Consider the following 25,672-nt stretch of genomic DNA (forward strand, 5'->3'; position numbering starts at 1 on the left):
GGGTGCCGGGTCCCTGAGGTGCGAGGAACGAGCCTCGAAGGGACCTACCACGGCAGGCTTCGCCCTTCGAGGCTCGGCCGCGAGCGGCCTCACACCTCAGGGTCCGCTCCTCGCACCTCGGGGACCGGGGCCGCCTACGCGCGAGCCTGTCCACCGGGTGTCGGCGGGGGCTGGTTGACTATGTTCATGCGTTCGGTAGCCCTTTCACCGTCACAGCGTCAGGCTTCCCTCGAGGCCATGTCCGCCCAGCACCTCGACATCCTCGTGATCGGCGGTGGTGTCGTCGGTGCCGGTGCCGCGCTCGATGCCGCCACTCGCGGCCTGTCGGTCGGCCTTGTCGAGGCCCGCGACTACGCCTCCGGTACTTCCAGCCGTTCCAGCAAACTCATCCACGGCGGCCTGCGCTACCTGGAGATGCTCGACTTCCGGCTCGTCGCCGAGGCCCTGGCTGAGCGCAGCCTGCTCATCGAGAAGCTCGCCCCGCACCTGGTCAAGCCGGTGCCCTTCCTGTACCCGCTCAAGCACCGCGTGTGGGAGCGTTTCTACGCCGGCTCCGGCGTGCTGCTGTACGACTCGCTGGCCCGTCTTTCCGGCCGTTCGCGCGGCGTGCCGAGCCACCGGCACCTGACCCGCCGCGGTGCCCGCCGGATCATGCCCGCCCTGCGCAAGGACGCCCTCATCGGTGCCCTGCACTACTACGACGGCCAGGTCGACGACGCCCGCCACACGATGATGATCGCCCGCACGGCTGCGGCCTATGGCGCGCACGTCGCCAGCCGGGCGCGTGTGGTCGACCTGCTGCGCGACGGCGGCCGCGTCGTCGGTGCCAAGGTCGCCGACCTGGAGACCGGCGAAGAGTTCGAGGTCCGCGCCCGTCAGGTGGTCAACTCCACCGGCGTCTGGACCGACGAGACCCAGTCTTTCGCCGGTGAGCGCGGCCAGTTCCATGTGCGCGCCTCCAAGGGCATACACCTGGTCGTCCCGCGCGATCGCATCCGCGGCGAGTCCGGATTGATCCTGCGCACCGAGAAGTCCGTCCTGTTCGTTATTCCGTGGGGCCGCCACTGGATCATCGGCACGACCGACACCGACTGGTCGCTCAGCAAGGACCACCCGGCCGCGAGCCGCAGCGACATCGACTACCTGCTCGATCACGTCAACGAGGTGCTGGTGGAGCCGCTCACCCACGAGGACGTCGAAGGCGTGTTCGCCGGTCTGCGCCCGCTGCTCGCCGGTGAGTCGGACGCGACGAGCCAACTCTCCCGCGAGCATGCGGTCTCGACCAGTACCAAGGGCCTGGTCGTCATCGCCGGCGGCAAGTACACGACCTACCGGGTCATGGCCAAGGACGCCATCGACGCGGCGGTGCATGCCATGAGCGCCGACCTTGACCGGCTGGTCCCGCCGTCGTGCACCGAGGACGTCCCGTTGCTCGGTGCCGACGGCTACGACGCGCTGTGGAACAAGCGCCACCACCTCGCGGAGTCCTCCGGCTTGCGGGTCGGTCGTATCGAGCATCTACTCAACCGTTACGGCTCCCTGGCGCTGGAGGTGCTCGACCTCATCGCCGCCGACGAGAGCCTTGCGCGTCCGCTGACCGGTGCCGACGATTATCTGCGCGCCGAGGTCGTCTACGGCACGACGCACGAGGGTGCCCGCCACCTGGAGGACGTCATCTCGCGGCGTACGCGCATTTCCATCGAGACCTTCGACCGCGGCACCGAAGTCGCCGAGGAGGTCGCCGAGCTGATGGGCGGGACGCTTGGCTGGACGAAGTCGCAGCGCGCGCGCGAAGTGGAGCACTACCTCAAGCGGGTCGAGGCCGAGCGGGAGAGCCAGTCGATGCCCGACGACGAGACCGCAGACGCCGCGCGCAAGGGCGCGCCCGACGTCGTGCCGGTGCAGCAGGTGAAGAAGAAGGCCCCCGCGTCGTGACCGATCCGGCCGGTGAGGACTTCGACGACGAGTTCGATGAGGACGACGAACGGTCGCCGCTGGCACGGACGCTGATCCAGGTCGCGGCGACCATTGTCGCGGTCGGCGTGATCGCGGTGCTCGTGCTCGGGGTGGGGCGGCTGACCCGGTCGGAGTCGACCACCGACCCGGTGTCGTTCTCAGTTGATCCGGCCGTGCCGCTGATCCTTGTGGTCGAGGGGCTGGACGTCTCGGTGGTTCCGGCGGACGGACCCGACATCACGGTGGAGGCGAGCCTCGTCGGAGGCTGGCTGGACACCGGGTTCACCACGGCGCAGGAGCGCGGTGAGATCCGGCTGGCCGCGTCGTGTCAGGCCTGGCTGATCCCGGGCTGCGGCGGCTCGGTGAAGATCGGGATGCCTGTGGGTGCGCAGTTCGAGTTGAGCGCCGATGACGGCGATGTCGACCTGGCCGGTATCGACGGCGTTGCCACGGTCCACACGTCCTCCGGTGACGTCCACGCCGACGATCTGAGCGTCGTCGAGGTGGGGGTGACCACCGGCTCGGGCGATGTGCACCTGGCGTTCGCCGCGCAGCCGTTCGTTGTCAAGGCGACCAGCGAGTCCGGTGATCTGACCGTCGAGCTGCCCTCCGGCGAGGTGGCCTACGACGTCGTCACCGAGAGCGAGTCTGGTGACGTCAGCGGCGATACGGCTTCGGCGGGCGAAGACGCCGAGGGCCTGATCGTGCTGGAGACCCGCAGCGGCGATGTCGACCTGGCCGGCCGGTGACCCGTCCGCTGATCGTCTCGGCCACGCGGGCCGAAGCCGCGCATGTGCCGGCATCGCATCGGTTGCTGGTATGTGGCATCGGCAAGGTCGAGGCTGCCGCAGCGGTCGCTGAGGCCGTCGCGCAGGAGCGGCCGTCGCTGATCGTCAACGTGGGTACCGCCGGCTCGCTCGGCGGCGCGACCGGACTGTTCGTGCCGTCGCGTGTGGTCAACCACGATTTCAGTGCGGCGCTGATTCGCAACCTCGGGGCCGATGCGGTCGACGAGATCGAGGTACCCGGAGGCGACGGTTCGGTGCTGGCCACCGGCGACGTGTTCGTGACCGACCCGGCGGTGCGCGATGTGCTCGCGCGGCGGGCGGGTCTGGTCGACATGGAGGGCTTCGCCGTCGCACGGGTGGCCCAGCGCGCGGGCGTGCCGGTGCGCCTGGTCAAGCACGTCAGCGATCAGGCCGACGAGAGTGCCCTGGATTGGCCGACTGTTGTCGATGCCAGTGCACGGGTGCTCGCGAGCTGGCTCCGCGAACACCTTCCCTGAGCGTCTTCAGCGGGGCAGCAGCGTTAGTACGGCCAACGTGGCGGCCCAGGCGAGGAGAACCAGGACCGTGTCGTGGACACGCCAGCGCTCCTGCACCCGTTCGGTGCGCTGGTGGGCTTCGGCGAACCTACGGGCGTCCATCGCCAGCGCGACACGTTCGGCATGACGCACGTGGCTGGCTGCCAGGGGTACCAGCATCGCAGCGGAGGAACGCCAGCGACCCGGGGTGGTGCCGCGGACTCGCCGGGTCATCCGGATCGTCGCCAGTTCGTGTCTCAGCCGTGGCAGCATGCGCGCCGAGAGCCGCAGGACGTAGCCGTGCCGAGCCGGTAGGCGAGCCTGCTGGACGAGAGCACGGCTGAGCCGATCGACTCCGACGCCGAGGCCGGTCACGGCAGACAGCGAGGTGAGCGCCGTGATGCGCAGTGCGGTCGCGATCGCGTGGGTGGGCACCCCGACTCCCTCGGGGAGCCGACCGGGGTCGGTAACGAGGATGAGGATTCCGGCCATCGTGGGCACCGCCACGAGACAGATCAGGAGGCCTCGTGCTTTAGCGCCGCGCGACAGGCCGGGGCTGAGGGCCAGCACGATCAGCGCGACGCCGGCAAAGGTCGCCGGTCGGGCGATATCTCGGGTCAGGAGCACACCGATGAGGGCGGGCAGCGTCGCCAGCATGACGGCGAGTGGACTGAGGCGGCTCATGGTCGGTCTCCACCGGGGATCTGGGCCAGCGTGGTCACGCTGCGCCACTGCGGCTGGCGCTGCAGGGACGCCGTTGCCGACGCCAGAGCCGGGGGGCGCAGGCCAGAGGCCCGCAGCAGGTCCTGATCGGCCAGGACCGCCGCCGGTGTGCCGTCGGCGGTAATCCGGCCCCGGTCGAGCAGCACGACGCGCGTCGCGTGATCGGCTACCAACTGGAGGTCGTGGGTCACGACGACGATGGCCGTGCCGCCTCGGCGCAACTGTGCGAGGCGATCCATCAACGCGCTGGCGCGGTCGTGATCCTGTCCGTAGGTCGGCTCGTCCAGCAGCAGCACGGAGGGGTCGGTCACGAGTTCGGCGGCTACCGAGAGCCGCCGCTTCTGGCCGCCCGAGAGCGTCAGCGGATGGTCCTCGGCACGCTCACGCAGGCCGGTCTCGTCCAGCACCGCCTCGACTCGTTCGGCGATCTCCTCGGTCCTGGCGCGGGCGATCCGCAAGCCGTGCGCGAGTTCGTCGGCCACACGGGCCGTGACAATCTGGTGCTCGGGATTTTGGAAGACGACGCCGAGATGCCGGCGCAGTTCGCGGGGGCGGCAGCGGGACGGATCCAGTCCGGCGATCTCGACTGTGCCCGCCGCCACCGGGACGAGTCCGGCGAGCGCGTGCAACAGGGTGCTCTTGCCGGCACCGTTGCCGCCGAGCACCGCGACGAACTCACCGGGAGCCACCTCGAGGTCGCAGCCGCTCACGGCAGCGAATTGCTCGCTGCCACGCCCCCGGAACACGTGCAGGCCGCAAGCCCGCAGCACCGGCTCGCGAGCGGCCGGGTTGGCGGCCGCTACGGGCACCGGTTCGGGGAGGTCGGCGGCCTCCAGGGCGACGGCAAGGTCCTCGACGCGCAGTGGATCGGGCGCGAGATCGACTCCGGCTCGACGGAGGCGGCGCGCCACCCGGACGCCGGTCGGCAGCCAGACGCCCAACTGCTCGGCGAGATCGGCCGCCTCACCGCGCAGCACCCGATCCGGGGGGCCGTCGAGGGCGAGCCGACCCTCGTGGTCGAGCACGAGGATGCGGTCCACGAGATCGAGGGCTTCGTCGATCCGGTGCTCCACGAGGACCAGCGTGCGACCGGGATGCGGGAGCGATCCGGCCGATACGACGTCGGCGAGCGTGGCGTAGACCTGCTCGACACCGTCGGGGTCGAGGTTGGCCGTGGGTTCGTCGAGCACCATGACGGGGGCCTGCATCGCCAGGGCACCGGCGATGGCCAGCCGTTGAAGCTGGCCGCCGGAGAGAAAGCGGGGGTCGGCGTCGTGATATTCGCTCAATCCCACCAGGGCGAGGGCTGCGGTCGCGCGGCGTTCGATCTCGGCCGGAGGCAGGCCGAGGTTCTCCGGACCGAAGCAGGCGTCGTCGAAGACGGTGGCACCCACCACCTGAGCGGCCGGGTCCTGGAACACCGTGGCGACGTTCCCATCGATGCGGACCTGTCCGGTGACCCTCGCCGGTACCGACCGGCCCATGAGGCCGGCGATGGTCAGTGCGAGCGTCGATTTGCCCGACCCGCTCGGACCCAGTACGAGTACCGATTCGCCCGCGCCGATGTGCACGGTGAGGTCGGTCAGGGTCGGTCGTGAGGCACCCGCGCGTCGTACGGTCACGCTATCGAGGGAGATCATGCGGCGATCACCCCGACGCCGGCGGCTTGCAGACGATGGCCGAATGCGCGGCCGATGGCGGTCCACGTCAGGTAGGACCCGACGGTCGTGGCGCAGATCGCGTAGGCCAGCGCGGGCCGGAGGCTGCCGAGGTCGAGGGTGACCCATGTGGCGGTGACGGTGAAGAGTCCCAGCAGGCCTGAGGCCACATACCAGCGCCAGGCACCCCAGCGTCGGTAGCCGCCCAGGGCGAAGGGCAGTTCGAGGGCCAGGCCCACGATCGCCAGTGACTGAAGGCCGGCCGCGCCGTTGGGGGAGACCGGCAAGGTGGCGAAGGCCATCGTGAGGCAGGTCACCAGGGCGACGCCAGGGCGGCGCAGGATCATCTGGGTAATCGTCGGCGCACAGGTGGACACTCCTGCCAGCAACGGGTATAGCACCGGTACGGCGACGCCGAGGACCGCGAAGGCCCAAATCGAGGGAGCCAAGACGACGGCTCCGAGCGTGCCGAGCGCGGCACACACTAGCAGTTCGCGGGTCGACATCGCGGCGTACTTGCGAGGCCGGTTCATCGGCACCACGCCACGGCACCGCGTGAAGAGTCAATGCAATCGGACGGATAGATTGTCATTGTCAGACATTGGGAAGTGGGGGGCAGATGGCATTCACCGACACGGAGACCGCAGGCCGACCGGTCGATTCGCGCATGCTCGATGCCGTCGAGTGCATCACCGGATGTGACCGAGGTTTCTCGCTGACGTACGCGACCGTCGGGGCGCAGGGCGAACCGCGAACTGCTACCGCGAGCCTGCACCTGCCAGCCGGTGTGGTCGATCCACCCGTCATGGTGTTCTGCCACGGCACCACCGGGGTGGGAGAGCACTGCCCGGTCTCCTTCGGGATCGCGGCCGGTATGGGGGCCGAACTCGCGGCATGGACCGGTCGTGGCATGGCCGCGCTGCTGGTCGACTACGCCGGTCTGGGCAGTCCCGGCCCGCATGCCTACCTGCATGCCGAAAGCACCGCCCGGCAAGCGATCGATGCGCTGAAAGCCGCCCACGTTGTCGCCGCCGACGCCGGACGCGGCCTCGATCCGCGCTGGGTCGTGATGGGCGGATCGCAGGGCGGTCACGCCGCGCTGGCGACGTCTTCCCGCGCGGCCGACCGGGCACCGGAACTGGCCCTGCGCGGCGTCGTGGCCCTGGTGCCGCCGACGGACCTCACGATGCTGCTGCGCGGTGCCGGACCCTGGGTTCCCCGCCTTCCGGTGCCCGACCTGGTGACCTATCTCGCTTACATCCTGCACGGACTGGAAGCCGCCCGGCCGGAACTGCGTCCGCAGCTCGACGAGGTGCTCAGCGCCCACGGCCGGCAACTGGTCGACTCCGCGCCCTGGTACTCCTATCACCAGATGGTCGAACACACCCGAGGCCAGTCGGTCGGCCGCATGCTGCGGCGGGGGCTGATCGGTACCGAGATTCTGCGGGCCGTGGCCGAGACCTCCAGTCTCACGCCGCTCGCCCATCCTGCACCCGTTCAGGTACATCAGGGAGTCTTCGATCCGGTCGTGCCCTGGTTCGGCACCCACCGGTACGTTCGCCGGTGCCGGGCCGCCGGATCGACGATCACCCATCACCTGTATCGCACGGGTCACAACGTCTGGGCGGCGGCCAAGCCCGAGGCGCTCGCCTTCAGCATGGAGCGTCTGGGCGCGACGGACTCGCCTGGCTGAGCCGACGGTCGCGGGCGCGTTCACCTGTCTGCGGTCATCCGGCGCAGGGCGGCGATGCGCCTCTGAGCGAGGACACCCCAGAAGATCGCCAGCACCGCCATGACGCCGACCAGCAGTCCGAGGTTGCGGGCCGTGTGAGAGGACTCGGAGGTCGGCTGGGACGCTGCGCGGAAGGTGGAGGCGTTGTCCTTCGCCGCCGACTCGGCCTCACCGGATGCCGCCGGAGCGACGGCCGGCGGTTCTGTCGTCGGCGCGGTGGGCGTTTCGGCCGAGGACTCTCCGGTCGACGTCGAGGTGACGGGGATGGTCAGCAGGGTGCCATCGGCACCGCCGGTGTTGTAGCAATACAGGCCGATCGTCTGGGTCCCGGTGTCGGAGTATGCGGTGGTCATCGCGGTGAAGGCCACCATCTTCGGTTCGAGGTCCTGGCGAGGGCTGCTGACCGTGCCGTTGCGCGGACCTGCCACCACGATCTGGCCTTGGGCGTTAGCGGGCACCGTGAAGGTGTTGACGCTCAGGCTCGCCTGGACCGTTAGCGGATTGCCGATCGAGACCCGCGGAGCCACCAGCGGAGCGGTACGCACGACGGATGTCTGGCCGTTGATCGTGACGGGCACGGTCATGGTCTCCGAATAGCCTTCGACTGCGGTGATATTCGCGTAGGTTGCTGCGGCCCGCACATTCTCGGGCAGCCGCAGCGTGACGGAGCCGGAGATGCTCAGGGCTTCGCCGGGGCTGACGCTCGTCGGCGCGTCGAGGGTGAACATCACCCCGACCGTGGCGGGGTCCGCCACGCCGGCGATCCGGCAGGTGTAGGTCAACTGCGAAGTGACGCGGTGTCGTTCGGCGGCCTGCGCAGCCGAGGCCGGCGCAAGGACTGCCACGGCGCCGGCGATCACGGCGAGTGAGGCCGTCAGGCGTAGTAGGCGAGGAAGGGAGGGAGTCGACGTCATCATGGTCACCGTGGAATCAGGGCGTGGGCGGGTTGGACGCGAGACGCCTTCTCGGCGACGCTGTCGGTAGTCAGGTACAAGACGATCACCGGGACGGCGACGATGAACAGCAGGGCGATCCCCGGCACCGAGGTGACCGTGCGCAGGTCGAGCGCGTCGCCGACGCCCACCGCTATTGCCAGGCCGTAGGCCACGCCGAGTCCGGCCCCCAGTACGGTTCCGGTGAGGCCGAGTGCGATGGACTCGGCTAACAGGGTACGACGCAACTGTTCACGTTCCAGGCCGAGCGCGCGCACGACGGCGTTCTCGTGACGCCGCTCGGCAATCGTGAGCGCGGTGGTGGCTGCCAGGCCGATCAGCGCCACGAGCATCGCGGCAGCCAGCAACGAGATCGCGGTGGTCCGCACCAGGGAGAGTGCGGCATCCAACCGCAGGGTCGACGGCAGAGCTCCGCCGACTCGCTGGTCGCCGGCCAGCACCGCCTCGGCCCGGATTCGATCCATCAGTAGCCCCTGGTCGGTTGCACGGTCGATGGCGATCCATGCACTGCGTACCTCGCGGGTGGCGGTGAGCCGGTCGTACAACGCTGGGGAGACGAAGGCCGGAAGGTCGAGGCCCTCGACGTAGGTGACTGCGACGGTGGCACTGCCGAGCGGGCCGGTCACGGTGACGGGCTGGGCGGCGTCGAAGGGCACGTGCCGGCCGGCCGGTAGGTACACGGTCTGGTCGTCGGTTGCTGCGAGGTCGTAGGGAACCCGCATGATTTCGGCGAGTTCGTCGGCCGTCACGCGGGCGACGGCGACGTTCCAGGAGATCTGCGTCGGAGTGTCGGACCCAGGGGTGGCCTCGTCGGTCACGATCTCGCCGGTGTCGCCCGAGGCGGGTGCCGCAGTGCCGGTCATGGTGATGTCGCCGGTGGCTTCCACGGCTAGGACGCGCTCGACACCGGCGAGGTCGGTCATGGCTTGCAGCGACTCGGTGTCGATGATTTCGCTGGAGGAGACATCGCCGACGGTGAGGTCGACCGAGGGTGTCTCGCTGATCCGTTCGTGGATCGTGGTGCGGGCCGAGTCCAGAGCGGTCCACGCGGTCATGGTGACGACGGCGGCTACGGTGACCGACAGGCCGAGGGCTGCGGAGCGGCGGGGGTTGCGGCGGATGTTCTCGCCGACCAATTCGGTCGGTGCGTGCTTGAGGCGGCGAGCGAGTGCGGCAATCACTGCGGCGACGCCGCAGTAGGCGGGTCGCGACAGCCACACCAGGCTCAGGCCGGTGGCCGCGATACCGAGGGTCGTGACGATCGGTTCAGCGTCCTGCGTGCCGGTCACGAGTGCCACCGCACCGACGAGCAGCACGGCGACGCCTGCGGCCACGCGGGCGACGGTGCTACCGGCGGCGGCAGGAGTCTCGACGGATGTGCCGAGCGCCCGGGTGGGCGAGACGCGCGAGGCGCGCCACGCCGGCAGGAGGCTCGCGAGCACCGCGAGGGCGACCACGGCGCCGATGGGCATCACGAGGGCTTCCCACGGCACCGTGAAGTGGTCGACGGCGGCTTCGGAGACGAGTTCGCCGAGAAGCGGCAGTAGGGCCCAGGCGGTTCCGACTGCTAGGAGCACGCCGATGAGGCCACCGGCGACCGCGAGCAGGGCGGCCTCGGAGACGACCGACCCCATGACCTGAGCACGGGTCGCGCCGACGCAGCGCTGCAGCGCGAGTAGGCGTGAGCGGCCGGCCAACGAGGCACCGTAGACCGTTGCCAGCACCATCGCGGTGACGATGAGGGAGACGGCAATGAGGCCGATCACGACATTGCGCAGGAGGCTGACGCCCATGCCGAAGATGCTCTCCGTGCCGCCGACGAGTTCGTCGGTGGTGATTGGCCAGACCTCGGGAACGAGCCGGTTGACCTCGCTGAGCACCGCGTTGGCATCGGTGCCGGGGGCCAGAGTGAGGTGCAGGTCGGTGTAGCCGGTGACCCCGGCGAGCACGTGGGCAATCTCCGGCGTCACGACGCCGTAGGAGTTGTTCTGGTGATCCAGTGCGCCGCGCGTGTCGATGTCGCCGGTGATCGTGAAGGTGCCCGGACCGATGTCCTTCTTGCCGAAGACCACCCGGTCACCGACGCTCAGACCGAGCTCGTCGAGCGTGTGCCGGGAGAGCGCGATCTCGTCGGTGCTTGCCGGCCACGCCCCGGCGTTGAGCCTCTGCCAGGCCGCAGAGGGATCCGTAGGCAGGCTCTCGACGGTCAGGCCACGGATGCGATCACCGGCGCGCACGATGGCATGAGTACTGACGAAGCCGGTCACCTGCCGCACACCGTCGATTTCGCCGAGCACCTGGGCGTCCTCGGCGCTGATCTCATTGGCACCCTGTTGCGTTGCCCCGGCTCCGTCGGAAGGGGTTGTCGTGATGACGATGTCCGAACCCGCGTAGGGAGCCTCGATTCCGGCCGAGAGCGCGGCTGTCATGGTCGCCGAGGTGATGCCGGTGAAGGCCAGAAGGAAGGCACCGATGGCCAAGACGACCATCGTGACGACGCTGCGGACGCCGCCGGTCAGGAGGGTCCGCCATGTGAGGGCGATCATGTCAGCCGGCCGTCGGACATGGTGAGGCGGTAGTCGGCCCAGGCGGCGATGCCGTGATCGTGGGTCACCAGCAGCACACTCTGGCGATGGGTGTCGACCGCCTGCCGGAGCATACCCAGGAGTTCTGACCCACTTGCCGAATCCAGCGCTCCGGTCGGCTCGTCGGCGACGACGATCGCCGGGCGCGGAAGCAACGCCCGGACGACCGCGACGCGCTGCTGCTGTCCGCCGGAGAGCTGGCCCGGACGATGCTCCAGCCGGTTGGCGATACCGAGCGCGCCGGTCAACTCGTCGAGCAGGTCATGGTCGATGGGCAGACGGGCGAGTTGCAACGGCAGCACGATGTTCTGGCGGGCAGTCAACTGGGGGAGCAGGTTGAACGACTGGAATACGAATCCCACATGCGTTCGCCGCAGCCGGGTCAGAGCCCGGTCGCGCAGCCGGGTGATGTCGACGTCACCGAGACGAATCGTGCCGCTGTCGGGGCGGTCGAGGCCGGCGAGCAGGTTCAGCAGAGTGGACTTGCCCGACCCTGACGGACCCATGATCGCGGTCATCGAGCCGCGTTCCACCTTCAGGTCGACTCCCTGGACGGCACGGACGGCCTGTCCGTCGGGAGCGGCGAACGCCTTGTGGACTCCGATGGCCTCGAGGGCAGGTGTACCCGCCTGCTGTAGGGGCGACTCGACGGAGTCGGGAGCGGTGTGCAGTCCGGTCATCGGAGGCCTCAGTTCTTCAGGCGCGACAGGGCGCGTCGGTGCTGGCCGATGATGGTGACCGAGCCGACGAGCATCAGGACCGACATCGCCAGCAAGACCGCGCCGAGCCCGTCGCTGTCGTCGACCCGTGGCGTGCTGGCGCTGGCGTCGGTGCCGAAGGACACGGTGCGGGAGGCGTCGGCCGTCGCCTCCGGAGCTGCTGCGGGGGCCGACACCTCGGCGACCGGAACGGTCGCGACGCCTTCGCCGGAACCGAGCAACGAGGAGGTGACGACGCCTTCGCCGGAGCCGATCGAGGAGACGCCGTCCGCGAATGGCGTCTCATCGGCGAACACTTCCGATTCGGTGATGACCACTTCCGGTGTTTCGGTGACCACGACTTCCTCGTTCGTGCCCTGCTCGTCGTCGCGTTCCTCGCCGGTCTCGCTGACCTCGAAACTGCCGAGGGTCAGATCGGTCGTGGTCGCGGCGCTGCAGATCAACATGGCGCGCTCCGGCTGTGCGCCGGAGGTGTAGGCGGCCTCGTCCTCGTACATCTGGATAGCGAAGGTGAACGAGATGCGCCCGCCGATATCGGAGCGAGGGTGCGCGATCTGGTCGCTCGTCGGGAGGCTGATCGTGTAGGTGCCCTCGGAGTCCTCGCCGATGTCCAGCAGGGTGTTGACCTCCTTGGCTTGCACCACGAAATCCCCGCTCTCGGCGGGCAGCGGCTGGGCGGCTGCCACTCGGGGCAGGGTGAGCGCGTCGGTGCTGGCGTCGTGCGCGACGTTGATCTGCAGGTTGTCGCTGTAGGCGACGAGGTACTCGTAGCCGTTCGAACGGGCGATGGTCGCCATCTCGCCGGGCATCGTCATCGACAACAAGAAGGGCAGGTTGACGCTCGATCCGGGCGTCACGCTCTCGGGCAGCGTCGAGGTCACCTGGACCGGGATGGTCCAGGTCTTCTGAGCCGGAGCGTTGAGATCGCACACATAGTCGAAGGTGCCGACGACTTCGCGGTCCTGACTTTCAGTTTCAGTCTCGGTTTCGGCGACGGCCGGCGAGGCCAGGGTGACGGCCGCGCCCAGGAGGGTCGCGGCCAGCGTGAGGCGGAGCGGGCGCGGGTTTCTCATCGGCGGTCTTCCTGTCGTGGGGCCGCGACCTCCGAGGATCGTCGGCTGCGGTGACCTGGCGTCTGACTTTCCATCAGAATCACCATGTCCGATTCTGATGATAAGGGTAACCTCGCCTGACTTCTAGCTGAGGCTCCTGTGGCGCGTCCTACACCGGGTCACGGCCGGGTGGGGACGGCGTCGCTGCCGGTCGCCACGTGTCCATGCGCGGTGGGCGGATGACCGAACTGGCGCCGGAAGGCCGCGATGAATCCGGTCGCACTGGAGTAGCCGACCTGCTCGGCGATCCGGGAGACCGCCACGCCCTGCGCCAGCATCGGCAGTGCCGCATTCAAACGGGCGCGCACGCGCCATTCGACGAAGTTCAGGCCGGTCGTGGACACGAAGGCCCGCTGCAGCGTCTTGCTGCTCGTGCCGATCTCGCGGGCCCAATCCTCGATGCTTCGCCCGTCGGCCGGATCGGCCAGCAGTCGTTCGGCGACGAAACTGGCACGCGGATCGCCCGGCATCGGCAACTGGGGTTCGTGTTGGGCATGAGCAGGCAACATCGCCAGCAGCCGGTCGCGCTCAATCGACGCCGAAGTGCCCTGCCCGAAGGTCGACTGGATATAGCGCATGAGTTGGGAGCGCAAATCGGCGCTGACCCATACGGCAGTCGTGGTCGTCCAGTCGGGCACGGGGGCGTCATCGGTGAACCACAGCGGGAAGACGATGGCTTTGCGCAGCACCGGCACCTTGTGAGGTACGCCCAGGGGAATCCACACGGCCGACTCGGGGGAGACGACCCAGGGTATGCCGTCGATTCTCAGCGTCGCGGTTCCCTCACTCGCCCAGGCGAGTTCGTGCGTCTCGTGACGACAGGTGGGCATGAGGCCATTGTGTCATCGGCCCGTCGGTGCCGCGCTCGCCGATCTCGGTGCCGCGAAGCCGCCTGGGGACTCTTGCTCAGGAGGCGAGTTGGGCCTTGACCTGGGCGACGGAGGGGTTGGTGAGGGCCGTGCCGTCGGCGAAGACGAGGGTCGGCACGGTCTGATTGCCGCCGTTGGCTTCCTCGACGATTTTCGCGGCCTCCGGCTGCTCCTCGATGTCGACCTCGGCAAAGGCGATGCCCTCGCGCTCCAACTGCTTCTTCAGGCGGTGGCAGTAGCCGCACCACGTGGTCGTGTACATCGTGAAGGTGTCGCTCATGTCGTCTCCTGTGACGGTTTCTTCAGGAGGAGTCAACCACGACCGAGGCCCGGTTCTTCCGTCGTGGAGCGCGTTGGCTGTGGTGGTTGAGTAGGCTTTTGCATTTCTCGTAGAAGGAGGTTGTCGGTGAAGCCCTATCGCAAGTCGAATGGAGACCTCGTTCTCGACTATTTGCCGGGTCCGGGGTGGCATGGCGAGCACATCATCACGATCAGGAGCGCCGACGTGGCCGCGCTCGTGGCTGCTCTCGGCGGTGGTCCTGGCGACGATCCGGTCGAGTTGGTCAAAGCGCACGCGGAAACCTTCAGCCATTGGGGTAGATCCTTGGACACGAAGGACTGGTTGCGCGAGAAAGGCGTCAGGTGCCACGAGTGGTACTGGCGGGACTCTGACTGAGCGCGCCGTCGTCTCTAGACTGGGCCAGTCCCTTCTCGACGATCTTGAGGAAGCCCGTGTCGCACCCTCTGCTCGATGCGCTCGACCCTGAGCAGCGCGAGGTTGCGGTCGCGCTGAAGGGGCCGGTGGTGGTCATCGCCGGTGCCGGGACCGGCAAGACCCGCGCCCTCACTCACCGCATCGCCTACGGGGTCGAGACGGGCCTGTACAAGCCGCAGGAGGTCCTCGCAGTCACCTTCACCACGCGCGCCGCCGGGGAGATGCGCGGCAGGCTCGGCCAGCTCGGTGCCCCCGGCGTGCAGGCGCGTACCTTCCATTCCGCAGCCTTGCGGCAGCTGCGCTATTTCTGGCCGCAGTTCTACGGCGGCGACTTCCCCGAGATCACCGGCTCGAAGTTCGCGCTCGTCGCCGGGGCCGCCCGCCGGGCCGGGGTGCGCACCGATCAGGCCCTGATCCGCGACCTGGCCTCGGAGATCGAATGGTCCAAGGTCAGTAACGTCGTGCCGGACCGCTACACCGCGCACGCGGCGGGGCGGTCTGTCGGCGACCTCGACGCCGCCGACGTCGGGGCGGTCTACGCCGGCTACGAAGAACTCAAGCGCGAGCGCCGGGTGCTCGACTTCGAGGACATCCTGCTGTTCACCGCCTCGATGCTCGACGCCGACGAGCGCATCGCCGCGCAGGTGCGCCGTCAGTACCGCTGGTTCGTGGTCGACGAGTTCCAGGACGTCAACCCCCTGCAGTCCACGGTGCTCGACCTGTGGCTCGGGGGCCGGTCCGACGTCTGCGTCGTGGGCGACCCCTACCAGACGATCTACACCTTCGCGGGGGCCTCGCCGGCCGCACTGCGCAGCTTCGCGCAGCGCTTCGACGACGCCACCCGCATCGAACTCGTGCGCAACTACCGCTCGACGCCGCAGATCGTGGCGGCGGCCAATGCGGTGTTCACCGGCGGCCAGCGCACCGGCGTCACCCTGCAGGCCCAGAACCCGCCCGGCGATCCGGTGGACTACACCGGCTATGCCGACGAGCCGGCGATGGCCGAGGCCATCGCCGAGGAGATCGTCGCCCTGCATCGTCGCGGCGTGCCCTACCGCGAGATCGCGGTGCTGTTCCGCATCAACGCCCAGTCGGAGGCCTTCGAAGAGGCCCTCGGGTCACGCTCCGTCCCGTTCGTGCTGCGCGGCGTCGAGGGCTTCTTCCAGCGCGCCGAGGTCCGCCAGGCGGTCACGCTGCTGCGCGGGGCTGCGGCGGCCGGCGAGTCCGGAGACGTCCTGGCCGACGTGCGCGCAGTGCTCTCGGGCATGGGCCACCCCGACGATCCGCCGAAGGGATCCGGGGCCGCCCGCGACCGCTGGGAGTCGCTGCACGCCCTCACCTCGATGGCCGCCGACCTCATCGAGGCCGATCCAGGTGCCACGCTCGCCACACTCGTCGCCGATCTCGAACGACGCGCCGAGTCCGCCCACGCGCCCACTGCCGACGGCGTCACGCTGGCGACCTTCCACTCGGCCAAGGGCCTGGAGTGGGACGCGGTCTTCTGCGCCGGCCTGCACGAGGGCATGATGCCGATCGTCCACGCGCAGACTCCGGAGGCCGTCGAGGAGGAGCGGCGGCTGTTCTACGTGGGTCTCACGCGAGCGCGCCGCCACCTGTACCTCGCCTGGGCCACCGCGCGCACCGCCACCGCCCGGACCAAGCGCAATCCCACCCGCTTCCTCGACGCGCTGCTGCCCGCCGACCACACCTCCCGCGCGAGCCGTAGTAGCGACCGGCGCGTTCGCGCGTGCCCGGTGTGCGGGCAGCCGCTCGCCACGGCCGCCGACCGCAAGCGCGGCCGGTGCGCCGACTGCCCGGTCACCTACGACGAGGAGCTGTTCGAGCGCCTGCGCGCGTGGCGCACCGAGGTCGCCGTCGAGCGCAAGGTCCCGGCCTATGTGGTGTTCAACGACAACACGCTCAAACTCATCGCCGAGGCCAAGCCGCGCGACAGCCGTGCCCTGCTGCGCATCAGCGGTATCGGGCAGCGCAAGCTGGAGGAGTTCGGCGAGTCAGTCCTGGCCCTCGTCGGCGAATCCGGGTAACTCCTCGACGAGGATGCGCCGGAACGGCGCGGTCGCCTCCAACTGGCTCAGCACTCCGATGGCACCCATCCAGACCCGGTGGATCAGCAGGTACTCCGGCGGCAGGTTGACCTTCATCGCCGTCCCCATGCCTTCGACGCCCGGCGAGGTGACCCGCGACAACTGGTCGCGCAGCCAGGCGCGGCTGAAGGTGAACGACTCGAGCGTCGCCGGCTCGAAGAACGGAGCGATGTAGGCGGAGATGGCCTCGGCCTCGACCCGCACCTTGGGCCGGATGAAGCCTTCGGCGCGCAGCCCGGCGCTGACCGCCTCTGCGTCGCCGGCGACGGCCTGGCGCAGCAGCACGCCGATCACCGGCGGGAAGCCTCCGTCGAGGCGTGCCACGGCACCGAAGTCGACGATGCCGAGGCGGCCGTCGGCCAGCGGCCGGAAGTTGCCCGGGTGCGGGTCGGCGTGTAGCAGTCCGGCGCGGCGCGGGCTGCCCAGCAGGAAGCGTGCGTAGAGGTTGCCGAGGCGGTCGCGCTCGGCTTGGCTGCCGTCGGCGATGACCCCGGCGAGCGAGCCGTCGCTGTCGATCCACTCGGTCACGAGTGCTCGCTCGCTGTGGGCGACCACCTGCGGCACGACGTAGTCCGGGTCGCCGGCATAGGCCTCGGCGAAGGCCGCCTGCGCGGCCGCTTCGAGGGAGTAGTCGAGTTCTTCTTCGACGCGCGCCTGCAGCTCGGCGATCAGCGGCTTGACGTCGAGGCCGGGGGCGAGCACGCCGAACAGGCGCGACAGCCGTCCGATCTGGCGCAGGTCGGCACGCAGCGCCTTGGCCGCACCCGGGTACTGGATCTTGACCGCGACGGGGCGGCCGTCCTTCCACACTGCCCGGTGTACCTGGCCGATGGAGGCCGCCGCGACCGGCGTCTGCTCGAACTCGGCGAACTCCTCGCGCCAGAAGTCGCCGAACTCGCCCCGCATGACCTGATCGACCAGGGCCACGGGCATCGCCGGGGCGGCGTCCTGGAGCTTGGTCAGGGATTCCCGGTAGGGGCCGATGAGTTCTTCGGGCAGGGCGGCCTCGAAGATGCTCATGGCCTGGCCGAACTTCATCGCGCCGCCCTTGAGTTGGCCGAGCACCGAGAAGATCTGGTCGGCGGTGCGCCGCTGCACCTCGGCCAGGACCGCGTCGGCGGGCCGCCCGGCGATCCGCCTGCCGACGCCGAGTGTGGCGCGCCCCGCGTAGCCGACCGGCAGCGCGGCCAGGCGTGCGGTGCGCCCGAAGGCGCTGCCCGGCAGCCCGCCCTTGCGGTCATCGCTCACGGGTTCAGCGTACGGGGGAGCCTGGTCCGACGGAGGAGAGTAGATGGCAGGTGCAGTCCTCGGCGAAGTCGACCGCGAGGCGGGTGGCGTGGTGGGCGTCCGGGCCGATGGCGAACCGGGTGCCGACGGTGGCGGGCCGTCGTCCGTCAGCGGCGGCCAGCAGATCGGCGACGATGAGCGAGGCTGCGGCCTGGGCGGTCTCGACGCCCACACCGTGCAGCCGGTCGGGGCGGTCGAGCGACGGCCACAGGCCGCACGGGCCGCAGCCCCAGAGGGCCTGGGCGAAGTCGGCACACCGGGGGCACGGGGTGCGGCCGAGGTCGGTCCACGGGCCGACGATGCAGCGGCCCTCGCTCAGCGCCACCGGCAGCACATGCGCCCCGGTGGCGGCCAGGGACTCGATCAGGTCGCGGGGCGGTTCGCCGGTGGTGGCGAGCACGTGGAGATCCGGCGGCTGGTCGGCGCGCTGCGAGAGGCCGCCCATGCGCGCCGCGGCGCCGATGAGGTCGGCCAGGTCCGCGCAGCTGGGCGCGGCGTGAAGGGCCAGCACGGTGTGGGCGCGGTCGGCCAGCGTCTCCGGATCGACACCCCTGCGGATGGCCGAGGCGATCTCGTTGCGGGGAGCCAGGAGGCGCAGCCACGGCTCGGCGTCGACGACAGCACCGCGGGCGATGAGCAGGTCCAGCAGGCCCGCGACCTCGCCGGGCGGCGCGCCGCTGTGCTCGGCGGCCTCGCGGCAGACGACGTCGCGGTCGCGCACCCCGTCGATGGCCGTGACGAGCGCCTGGAGCGCTTCGGAGTCGGGCAGGACGACGCGGTCACCGTCGCCGATGCGCAGGTGAGTGGTGTCATGGCGGGTCAAGTGGGCACCGGGGGCGAGGGCGGGTCGGAACACCATGGAGGTCACTGTCGACCTTCGGCGGCGGTTCGTCACCTGAGTTGTCCACAGGGATGAGGGGTGCATGGAGGGGCGTGGGTTTCCACGTCCTGTGGACAAGGGTGGGGACGATCCTGGGGGAATCGCCGGGGAGCATGTGGACAGCCCCGTGGACGAGCCGACCTGCCTGGAGATGCGAACCTCGGTCCCTGAGGTGCGAGCTTGCGAGCCTCGAAGGGACCCGCCACCGCAGGCGCACCTCAGCCAGCGGTCCTACCGGCAGCCGTGCAGGCGGCTCGACCCGGCGGCGACGAGGTGCCGCACCGCGTCGTCGGATCCGGCCGGGAGGCCGTCGACGGCGAACCAGCGCAGATCGGTCGATTCGGCCGAGATCACCGCGTCGGTGCCGGCACCGGCGACCGCGGCGAACTGCACGTCCCAGTGCCGGGTCGCGCCTCCGCTCACCGGAGGGCCGCAGAACGGCACCGCGTGGCGCGACAGCGCGACCGGAACCGGGTCGATCTCCAGGCCGGTCAGCCCCGACTCCTCGGCACCCTCGCGCAGCGCGGCCCCAGTGAGACTTCGGTCGCCCGGCTCGCAGTGGCCGCCGGTCTGCAGCCAGAGTCCTGCCTTGGCATGCAGGGTCAGCAGCACCGAGGCCAGGTCGGTGGAGAAGATCAGCAGGCTCGCCGTGAGATGATCGGGCCGGCACTCGCGCCGGGTCGCCAGCGGCTCGGCGGCCAGCAGCGCCAGGCAGTCCCGACGCAGGCTTTCTTGCCGGTCGTCCGGCGTGGTCCAGGCCTCCAGGCAGCGCACCGCGTCCTCATGCAGCGGCGATGTGCTCACTGCTCGTCGAGCAGGCGGCGCAGTTCGGCATCGAAGGCATCGTCGCTGCCCTCGTCCGCGCCGGATTCGGATCGGTCGGCGAAGCCCAGGGGATCGTCCAGGTCGGTGGGCGTGGGCAGTACGTCCGGATGAAGCCACAGGTCGTCGCGGGCCGCCGCCCCGCAGCGGTCGCGCACCGCTGCCCACAGGTTCGCGGCGTCGCGCAGCCGCCGGGGACGCAGTTGCAGTCCGACCAGGCTGGCGAAGGTCTGCTCGGCCGGCCCGCCGGTCGCACGGCGGCGGCGCATGGCCTCGGCGAGCGCTGCGGCCGCCGGCATCCGTTCGTGGGCCGCCTGCGTGACCACCTCGTCGACCCAGCCCTCGACCAGTGCCAGCAGATGCTCCAGTCGGGCCAGCGCCTGACGCTGCTGCTCGGTCGGTTCGGGGTCGAACAGGCCGTTCTGCAGTGCGGTGGCGATCTGTTGAGGATCGGACGGATCAAAGCCGGACAGCCGGCTCTCGACGGCCTGCATGTCGATGCGGGTTCCGCGTCCGTATTCCTCGACGGCACCGACGAGCGCGGGCCGCAGCCACGGTGCGGCGGCGAACAGCCGGTGATGGGCGCACTCGCGCAACACCACGTACAGCAGCATGTCGGTCGGCGTCCGTTCCAGGCCCTCGCCGAATGCGGTGAGGTTCTCCGGGAGCACGGCGGCGACGCCGGCCGGGCCGAGCGGCAGGCCGATGTCGGTCGAGCAGAGGACTTCCCCGGCCAGCTCGCCCAACCCCCGGCCGAGCTGTTGGGAGAACATCGCGCCGCCGGCCGACGAGAGCATGCCGAGCAACGGGCCGGCCATCGCCTTGACCTCCGGGGGCATCGCCTCGCCCATCGCCGCGACGACGTGCTCGGCCACCGGCTCGGCCAGGGAGCGCCAGGTCGAGGCGGTGTGCTCGATCCACTCGGCCCGGCTCCACGCGGCGGCTGTGGTCGCACTGCGGGTGAGGTCGGTGGCGTGGTCGAGCCACATCTCGGCCAACTGTGCCGCGTCGGCGACGGCGGCCTGCTGTGCGGCGGTGACCGAAAGGTCGGCCCCGGCTGCGGCACACGTCTGGCGAGCCACATCGCGGGTGACCTCGGCGTTGATGGTGCCCTCGTGCGGGGTGAACAGGCGCTGCATCTGACCCATGAGCGCGTTCAGGTCGGGCATCTGGCCCGCCCCGGGTGCCTGGCCTGCCGCGCCGAACTGTGCGAACAGCGCCTCGAATGGCGTGCCTGCGAAGGGGTGGGGCGGCCGGTCGTCTCCGGCGTCGTCGGGGCCGTGCGCGGGGTGGTCGGACATGGAGCCACGATAGCCGTCTCGCCCTAGATTCCGGCGGCTCGCGGCTGGTGCCCGCCGCAACGGCGTTGAGCCGGGCCTCTATCGTGGTGCGCGTGTCCTCGACGCCCGAGCCTTCGCCAGACGACGACCCGTGGATTGGCTTCGAGCCGCAGGTCAGTCCTCGGTACGTCACCGTCGTCATCGCGGCGGTGACCACGATCGTCCTTGCCGGGGTCGCCTTCCTGCTGCCGGTGCCCTATGCGCTGCTGGAGCCGGGGCCGGTGTTCAACACGCTCGGCGACTTCGACGGGGAGCCGATGCTGAGCATCGAGGGCGATGTCGCCTCCTACCCGTCCGAGGGGACGCTCGACTTCACGACCGTCTCGGTCACCTCGCCCGACGGCGAGGTGACCTTCGCCGAGGCCGTGCGGGCCTATTTCGACGACGAGGCCGAACTGATCCCCAAGGACGTCTTGTATCCCGATGACGAGTCGGCCGAGGAAGCCGATGCGGAGTCGGCCGCGCAGATGGCCTCGTCCCAGGACTCCTCGACCGTCGCGGCCCTGCGGGTGCTGGGCTATGAGGTGCCGCAGCGGGTCGTCGTCGCGGAGGTCTCGAAGGATGGTGCCGCAGCCGGGCAGTTGAAAGCCGAGGACACGATCCGGGCGGTCGACGGCCAGCCGGTCACCTCGGCGCAGCAGGTCGTCGATCTGGTCTCGCAGCGCCGTCCGGGCGATTCGGTCACGCTCACCTACGAACGTGATGACGCCACCGCCGACGTCACCCTCACGACGCAGGCGGCGGAGGACGACGCCGATGTGCCGCGGATCGGGGTCTCGCTCGGCGAGGACTTCGACCCGCCGATCACCGTGGTCAACAATGTCGGCGACTCCGTCGGCGGTCCGAGTGCCGGCACGATGTTCGCGCTGGCGATCTACGACCTGCTCACGCCCGGGCCGTTGACCGGCGACCTGAGGGTCGCGGGCACCGGGGAGATGGCCGCCGACGGGACGGTCGGTGCCATCGGCGGAATCCGGCAGAAGATGGCCGGCGCGCACGCCGATGACGTCGAGGTGTTTCTCGTCCCGGCGGACAACTGTGACGAGGCCACCGACGGCACGGACTTCGGGATGACACTGGTCAAGATCACGACGCTCACCGATGCCGTCGCCTCGGTGGAGACGCTGGCGCAGGACCCCGACGCGACGGTGCCGAGTTGCCCATGAGCGATCCCACGAACCCGGACGTTCCGGTGCTCGAACTGCACCCGGACTCGCCCCTGCGTCAGGCGGCCTTGGAGGTCGAGCGGCATGCGGCCGAGGCGGGGTGGGACCAGCCGCCGCGCCTGTTCGCGCTGGTGCGCACCGCCGATCTCGTCGCCCGTGCCCCCGAACTCGCGGCGCAGGTCGGCGATGGGTCCGACGGCTCCTTCACGCCCATCGAGCAGGACGGGGTGCCGGTCGAAGGATTCGAGCAGGCGCTCGCGCAGATGTCGTGGCCCGGTGACGTCGACGGCTGCGCTGCGGTCATCGAGCGGTTCATGCTGCCGGCCGGCGTCGAGACCGAGTTGCCGGAGGATCCTGAGGAGGCGGCCGCCGTCATGGCGGCGCATCCGGACCGTCAGGAGGTGCGCCTCGTGGCGGCGGTGTTGCGAGGCGGATCGGCGCACAGCGCGGTGCGCCGTCGCGGCGACGGCGCTGACTCGGACTTACTCGAAGGACCGGGCCTGGTCCCAGGGTTGGTTGCCCTGCTCAACCACACCCTGCTGTCCGAGCCGCCACGTAGAGTCGAGAGTCCACATGGCGACGTTTTTTCTGAGATGGAAGTGACCCCGTGAGCGAGCGTGAGCGAGTGATCTGCGGGGTTTTCGCGGGGTTGCTTCCGTATGGTGGCGTTTTTTCTGAGACGGAAGTGACCCCGTGAGCGACATTTTCGGCATCGCCGATCAGCCTCTTCCCCCCGAGCCGGAGCGCCGGCGGAGGGTGCTCGTACCGACGCTGGCGACGGTGGCGGTGCTGATCGTGCTCGGGTCGGTGTTCACCAACGTCTACACCGACCGGCTCTGGTACAAGTCCGTCGGCTACACCGACGTGTTCACCAAGGTCCTGGTGACCAGGATCGGTCTGTTCGTGGTGTTCGGGCTGATCTTCGCCCTGGTCGTCATGGGCAGCGCCTTCCTGGCCTGGCGGCTGCGGCCGGAGAACCTGCCGATGCGCCGCGACGAGCCTGCGGTGCGCTATCGCATGGCGCTGTCGCCGATCCTGCGCCCGGTGACCATCGTCGCCACGCTGCTGTTCGCGGCTTTCGCCGGCTCGGTCGCCTCGGGACAGTGGCAGACCTACCAGCTGTGGCGCGCCGGTGGTTCGTTCGGCGTGAAGGATCCGCACTTCAAGCGTGATGTCGGTTTCTACGTCTTCGACTATCCGTGGCTGCGTTTCCTGTCGACCTTCGGCTTCACGATGATCGTGGTGGCCTTCCTTGTCACGCTGTTCACGATGTATGTGTTCGGTGGGGTGCGTGTCTCCGGCGGGGTACGGTTCACGCGGGCCGCGCGGTCGCATCTGGCCGTCGTGGCCGGCCTCGGCCTGCTGGTGCGGGCGTTCGCCTATCACCTGGACAGGTTCGGTTACGCCATCGGCAACTCGGCGCTGTTCGACGGGATCGGCTACACCGACGCGACGGCGCGCATCCCGGCCCGCGATGTGCTGACGGTCGTGGCGGTCATCGTGGCTCTGTTGTTCTTCGCGTCGGTGTTCTGGCGTTCGTGGACGCTGCCCGGACTCGGTGTGGCGGGGATGCTGCTGGCCTCTATCGTCATCGGCGGCATCTGGCCGTATGCGATGCAGTCCTTCCAGGTGCGCCCTTCGGAGCCGGACAAGGAGGGGCCGTATATCGCGCACAATATCGAGGCGACGCGCGAGGCCTACGATGTCGCCGACGCTACGGTCGAGGATTACACAGCTAAGACCGAGTTGACGCCCGAGGAACTCGGCCAGTCGGCGGCTTCGCGGGTGAGCAGCCGGCTGCTCGATCCGACGTTGATCTCCGACGCCTTCCAGCAGCTGCAGCAGGTGCGCGGCTACTACACGGTTCCGCAGACGCTCGATGTCGACCGCTACGTGCTGGAGGGCAGTGAGACGCCGCAGGATGTCATCATCGCCGCACGCGAGGTGGATCTCGCCGGCTTACAGCAGAGTCAGCGGACGTGGTCGAACGATCACACGGTGTACACCCACGGCTACGGTGTGATTTCCGCGTTCGGCAATCAGCGTGGCCCCAACGGTGAGCCGGTGTGGGTCGTGCAGGACATCCCGCCGGTTGGTCAGATCGAGACCGAGGTGCCGCCGCGAATCTACTTCGGCGAGAACTCCCCGGACTATTCCATCGTCGGGCGTCCCGAGGGCGCTGCCGCAGTGGAGAGTGATATTCCCCAGGGTGGTGGTGAGGCCGATGCGGAGAATGCCACGAAGAACATCTACGACGGCTCCGGCGGTGTGCCGGTCGGCAGTCTGTTCCACAAGGTGCTGTATGCGGTGAAGTTCAGTGAGCCGAATATCGTCTTGTCGGACCGGGTCAACGAGAACTCCAAGATCCTGTACGACCGCGAGCCGCGCCAGCGGGTCGAGAAGGTCGCGCCGTGGCTGACGGTCGACGGCGATGTGTACCCGGCGGTGGTCGACGGGCGCATGGTCTGGATCGTCGACGGCTACACGACGAGCAACGCCTATCCGTATTCCGAGCATCGGTCGCTGCGCGAGGCGACGGCCGACACCCTGACGCAGACGAGTGCGCAGGCGGCGTTGCCGACCGACGAGATCAACTACATGCGCAATTCGGTCAAGGCGGTCGTCGATGCCTATGACGGCACCGTGACGCTGTATCAGTGGGACACCGAGGATCCGATCCTCGAGGCATGGATGAAGGTGTTCCCCGGCACGGTGGAGAAGAAGTCGGAGATCAGTGACGACCTGATGAGCCACCTGCGCTATCCGGTTGATCTGTTCAAGGTGCAGCGCGATGTGCTGGCGCGCTATCACGTGACCGATGCGCAGACGTTCTACGAGGACGGCGAGCGGTGGCGGGTGCCGAGCGATCCGACGCAGGGCAGTGATTCGAGTGTGCTGCAGCCGCCGTATTACTTGACGATGAGCCGGCCGGGCCAGGAGCAGGGGAACTTCTCGCTGACGAGTGTTTTCCTGCCCAACAGCAGACAGAATCTCGCGTCGTTCGTGTCGGTCAATTCCGAGGCGACCAGTGAGGACTACGGCACGATGCAGATCTTGCAGTTGCCGAGCGATACGCAAGTGTCTGGCCCGTCGCAGATCGCCAACGACTTCCAGACCGACCGGGGCGTGACTCAGGCGCTGCTGCAATACGAACAGTCGAAACAGGCCAAGATCTTGCGCGGGAACCTGCTGACGCTTCCGGTCGGCGGCGGGTTGTTGTACGTGCAGCCGATCTATATCCAGAGGACGGCCAGCGAGGGAACTTTCCCGGTGTTGCAGTTCGTGGCGGCGTCGTTCGGCGGTGACGTGGGCTTCGGACAGACTTTGGACGAGGCGCTCGCGGTTGCTCTGGGTCTGCAACCGGGGCAGATTCCGGCCGATGACGGGGGAGCGGCGGCCGAGGAGGACTCCGGCGGGTCCGACGGGGCGAAGACGACCGCAGAGTGGCTCGCCGAAGCGGCGGTGGCCTACAACGCCGCTCAGGATGCGCTCACTTCGGGCGATCTCGCCGAGTATCAGCGTCAGGTTGAACTCATGGGCGAGGCGATCGCCTCGGCCCAGGAAGCGCAGGCGCAGTAGCGCGTTCGCTGAGGTGCGAGGAGTGTGCTACGAGTCTCGAAGGGACCCGATTTGGCTCTCCGGTCGCCGGTCTGTAAACTGGTCCCACCGACGCGGGGTGGAGCAGCTCGGTAGCTCGCTGGGCTCATAACCCAGAGGTCACAGGTTCAAATCCTGTCCCCGCTACGA

The 25,672-nt window shown here is 69.3% G+C and carries 22 protein-coding genes and 1 tRNA gene; 10 read left to right on the forward strand and 13 right to left on the reverse strand.

Annotated elements, in window-relative coordinates:
* Nucleotides 1–186 precede the first annotated feature (186 nt).
* Genes QM597_RS04210 through QM597_RS04220 form a run of 3 tightly spaced genes read left to right on the forward strand, consistent with a single transcriptional unit; the run spans nucleotide 187 to nucleotide 3,241 of the window.
* Nucleotides 187–1,935, forward strand: coding sequence for a glycerol-3-phosphate dehydrogenase/oxidase (locus QM597_RS04210; RefSeq protein WP_415003621.1), 1,749 nt, complete (start codon nucleotides 187–189; stop codon nucleotides 1,933–1,935).
* On the forward strand, nucleotides 1,932–2,705 hold the full coding sequence (locus QM597_RS04215; RefSeq protein ID WP_415003622.1) for a DUF4097 family beta strand repeat-containing protein: 774 nt from the start codon (nucleotides 1,932–1,934) through the stop codon (nucleotides 2,703–2,705). Before QM597_RS04210 ends, QM597_RS04215 begins: the two co-directional genes overlap by 4 nt.
* The gene (locus tag QM597_RS04220) at nucleotides 2,702–3,241 is read left to right on the forward strand and encodes a nucleosidase (protein WP_415003623.1); all 540 of its coding nucleotides are present in this window, start codon (nucleotides 2,702–2,704) and stop codon (nucleotides 3,239–3,241) included. Before QM597_RS04215 ends, QM597_RS04220 begins: the two co-directional genes overlap by 4 nt.
* 6 nt (nucleotides 3,242–3,247) lie before the next feature.
* Here the strand turns inward: QM597_RS04220 and QM597_RS04225 are convergent, their stop codons facing one another.
* The 3 genes from QM597_RS04225 to QM597_RS04235 are packed head-to-tail and all read right to left on the reverse strand — an operon-like array spanning nucleotide 3,248 to nucleotide 6,173.
* Complete coding sequence (locus tag QM597_RS04225; RefSeq protein ID WP_415003624.1) at nucleotides 3,248–3,943, reverse strand: energy-coupling factor transporter transmembrane component T family protein; 696 nt, start codon at nucleotides 3,941–3,943, stop codon at nucleotides 3,248–3,250.
* On the reverse strand, nucleotides 3,940–5,604 hold the full coding sequence (locus QM597_RS04230) for an ABC transporter ATP-binding protein (protein ID WP_415003625.1): 1,665 nt from the start codon (nucleotides 5,602–5,604) through the stop codon (nucleotides 3,940–3,942). Before QM597_RS04230 ends, QM597_RS04225 begins: the two co-directional genes overlap by 4 nt.
* 14 nt (nucleotides 5,605–5,618) lie before the next feature.
* Nucleotides 5,619–6,173, reverse strand: coding sequence for an ECF transporter S component (locus tag QM597_RS04235; protein WP_415003626.1), 555 nt, complete (start codon nucleotides 6,171–6,173; stop codon nucleotides 5,619–5,621).
* Nucleotides 6,174–6,259: 86 nt separating this feature from the next.
* On the opposite strand from QM597_RS04235, the gene QM597_RS04240 reads away from it, so the two are divergent.
* Complete coding sequence (locus QM597_RS04240) at nucleotides 6,260–7,333, forward strand: alpha/beta hydrolase (protein ID WP_415003627.1); 1,074 nt, start codon at nucleotides 6,260–6,262, stop codon at nucleotides 7,331–7,333.
* A gap of 20 nt (nucleotides 7,334–7,353) precedes the next feature.
* Here the strand turns inward: QM597_RS04240 and QM597_RS04245 are convergent, their stop codons facing one another.
* The 6 genes from QM597_RS04245 to QM597_RS04270 all read right to left on the reverse strand — a co-directional run bounded on the left by QM597_RS04245 (nucleotide 7,354) and on the right by QM597_RS04270 (nucleotide 13,890).
* Nucleotides 7,354–8,217 (reverse strand): DUF6801 domain-containing protein, encoded by an 864-nt coding sequence (locus QM597_RS04245; RefSeq protein WP_415003628.1) that lies wholly within the window; start codon nucleotides 8,215–8,217, stop codon nucleotides 7,354–7,356.
* Between the two features lie 74 nt (nucleotides 8,218–8,291).
* Complete coding sequence (locus QM597_RS04250; protein WP_415003629.1) at nucleotides 8,292–10,871, reverse strand: FtsX-like permease family protein; 2,580 nt, start codon at nucleotides 10,869–10,871, stop codon at nucleotides 8,292–8,294.
* Nucleotides 10,868–11,590, reverse strand: a complete 723-nt coding sequence (locus QM597_RS04255; protein ID WP_415003630.1) for an ABC transporter ATP-binding protein — start codon at nucleotides 11,588–11,590, stop codon at nucleotides 10,868–10,870. Before QM597_RS04255 ends, QM597_RS04250 begins: the two co-directional genes overlap by 4 nt.
* Nucleotides 11,591–11,598: 8 nt before the next feature.
* Nucleotides 11,599–12,702, reverse strand: coding sequence for a DUF6801 domain-containing protein (locus QM597_RS04260; protein WP_415003631.1), 1,104 nt, complete (start codon nucleotides 12,700–12,702; stop codon nucleotides 11,599–11,601).
* A gap of 158 nt (nucleotides 12,703–12,860) precedes the next feature.
* Nucleotides 12,861–13,571 carry a helix-turn-helix domain-containing protein gene (locus QM597_RS04265; protein WP_415003632.1) on the reverse strand — a complete coding sequence of 237 codons (711 nt, stop codon included), beginning with the start codon at nucleotides 13,569–13,571 and terminating at the stop codon, nucleotides 12,861–12,863.
* Between the two features lie 76 nt (nucleotides 13,572–13,647).
* Entirely contained in the window at nucleotides 13,648–13,890 is a 243-nt protein-coding gene (locus tag QM597_RS04270) for a mycoredoxin (RefSeq protein WP_415003633.1), read from the reverse strand.
* A 126-nt stretch (nucleotides 13,891–14,016) separates the two neighbouring features.
* Here QM597_RS04270 and QM597_RS04275 point away from each other — a divergent pair, with 126 nt between their 5' ends.
* Nucleotides 14,017–14,286 carry a hypothetical protein gene (locus QM597_RS04275; RefSeq protein ID WP_415003634.1) on the forward strand — a complete coding sequence of 90 codons (270 nt, stop codon included), beginning with the start codon at nucleotides 14,017–14,019 and terminating at the stop codon, nucleotides 14,284–14,286.
* 56 nt (nucleotides 14,287–14,342) lie between these two features.
* Nucleotides 14,343–16,370, forward strand: a complete 2,028-nt coding sequence (locus tag QM597_RS04280) for an ATP-dependent DNA helicase UvrD2 (protein WP_415003635.1) — start codon at nucleotides 14,343–14,345, stop codon at nucleotides 16,368–16,370.
* Here the strand turns inward: QM597_RS04280 and QM597_RS04285 are convergent.
* The 4 genes from QM597_RS04285 to QM597_RS04300 all read right to left on the reverse strand — a co-directional run bounded on the left by QM597_RS04285 (nucleotide 16,338) and on the right by QM597_RS04300 (nucleotide 20,720).
* Nucleotides 16,338–17,678 (reverse strand): ABC1 kinase family protein, encoded by a 1,341-nt coding sequence (locus QM597_RS04285; protein ID WP_415003636.1) that lies wholly within the window; start codon nucleotides 17,676–17,678, stop codon nucleotides 16,338–16,340. The two genes, QM597_RS04280 and QM597_RS04285, sit on opposite strands and share 33 nt — an antisense overlap.
* A gap of 4 nt (nucleotides 17,679–17,682) precedes the next feature.
* Nucleotides 17,683–18,576 (reverse strand): hypothetical protein, encoded by an 894-nt coding sequence (locus tag QM597_RS04290; protein ID WP_415003637.1) that lies wholly within the window; start codon nucleotides 18,574–18,576, stop codon nucleotides 17,683–17,685.
* A gap of 252 nt (nucleotides 18,577–18,828) precedes the next feature.
* On the reverse strand, nucleotides 18,829–19,401 hold the full coding sequence (locus tag QM597_RS04295; RefSeq protein ID WP_415003638.1) for an NUDIX hydrolase: 573 nt from the start codon (nucleotides 19,399–19,401) through the stop codon (nucleotides 18,829–18,831).
* A complete protein-coding gene (locus tag QM597_RS04300) occupies nucleotides 19,398–20,720 on the reverse strand; it encodes a zinc-dependent metalloprotease (protein ID WP_415003639.1) in 1,323 nt (440 codons plus the stop codon). The genes QM597_RS04295 and QM597_RS04300 overlap by 4 nt, the downstream gene beginning before the upstream one ends.
* 92 nt (nucleotides 20,721–20,812) lie before the next feature.
* On the opposite strand from QM597_RS04300, the gene QM597_RS04305 reads away from it, so the two are divergent.
* From QM597_RS04305 to QM597_RS04320, 4 genes are all read left to right on the forward strand, one after another.
* Nucleotides 20,813–21,925 (forward strand): PDZ domain-containing protein, encoded by a 1,113-nt coding sequence (locus tag QM597_RS04305; protein ID WP_415003640.1) that lies wholly within the window; start codon nucleotides 20,813–20,815, stop codon nucleotides 21,923–21,925.
* Complete coding sequence (locus QM597_RS04310) at nucleotides 21,922–22,536, forward strand: PPA1309 family protein (RefSeq protein ID WP_415003641.1); 615 nt, start codon at nucleotides 21,922–21,924, stop codon at nucleotides 22,534–22,536. The genes QM597_RS04305 and QM597_RS04310 overlap by 4 nt, the downstream gene beginning before the upstream one ends.
* An 82-nt stretch (nucleotides 22,537–22,618) precedes the next feature.
* Nucleotides 22,619–25,504: a UPF0182 family protein gene (locus QM597_RS04315; protein ID WP_415003642.1), complete on the forward strand. Its 2,886-nt coding sequence runs from the start codon at nucleotides 22,619–22,621 to the stop codon at nucleotides 25,502–25,504.
* A gap of 91 nt (nucleotides 25,505–25,595) precedes the next feature.
* Nucleotides 25,596–25,669 (forward strand) — tRNA-Met (locus QM597_RS04320).
* Nucleotides 25,670–25,672: the final 3 nt, after the last annotated feature.

Origin of the sequence: Aeromicrobium sp., assembly GCF_047607065.1 — a bacterium.
Taxonomy (GTDB): domain Bacteria; phylum Actinomycetota; class Actinomycetes; order Propionibacteriales; family Nocardioidaceae; genus Aeromicrobium.

Excerpts from the sequence above, each read along its gene's own strand:
- QM597_RS04240 (WP_415003627.1), top strand. The coding sequence starts at position 6,260 with ATGGCATTCACCGACACGGAGACCGCAGGCCGACCGGTCGATTCGCGC.
- QM597_RS04265 (WP_415003632.1), bottom strand. The coding sequence starts at position 13,571 with ATGCCCACCTGTCGTCACGAGACGCACGAACTCGCCTGGGCGAGTGAG.
- QM597_RS04225 (WP_415003624.1), bottom strand. The coding sequence starts at position 3,943 with ATGAGCCGCCTCAGTCCACTCGCCGTCATGCTGGCGACGCTGCCCGCC.
- QM597_RS04300 (WP_415003639.1), bottom strand. The coding sequence starts at position 20,720 with ATGTCCGACCACCCCGCGCACGGCCCCGACGACGCCGGAGACGACCGG.
- QM597_RS04260 (WP_415003631.1), bottom strand. The coding sequence starts at position 12,702 with ATGAGAAACCCGCGCCCGCTCCGCCTCACGCTGGCCGCGACCCTCCTG.
- QM597_RS04250 (WP_415003629.1), bottom strand. The coding sequence starts at position 10,871 with ATGATCGCCCTCACATGGCGGACCCTCCTGACCGGCGGCGTCCGCAGC.
- QM597_RS04255 (WP_415003630.1), bottom strand. The coding sequence starts at position 11,590 with ATGACCGGACTGCACACCGCTCCCGACTCCGTCGAGTCGCCCCTACAG.
- QM597_RS04310 (WP_415003641.1), top strand. The coding sequence starts at position 21,922 with ATGAGCGATCCCACGAACCCGGACGTTCCGGTGCTCGAACTGCACCCG.
- QM597_RS04270 (WP_415003633.1), bottom strand. The coding sequence starts at position 13,890 with ATGAGCGACACCTTCACGATGTACACGACCACGTGGTGCGGCTACTGC.
- QM597_RS04290 (WP_415003637.1), bottom strand. The coding sequence starts at position 18,576 with ATGGTGTTCCGACCCGCCCTCGCCCCCGGTGCCCACTTGACCCGCCAT.
- QM597_RS04210 (WP_415003621.1), top strand. The coding sequence starts at position 187 with ATGCGTTCGGTAGCCCTTTCACCGTCACAGCGTCAGGCTTCCCTCGAG.
- QM597_RS04235 (WP_415003626.1), bottom strand. The coding sequence starts at position 6,173 with ATGAACCGGCCTCGCAAGTACGCCGCGATGTCGACCCGCGAACTGCTA.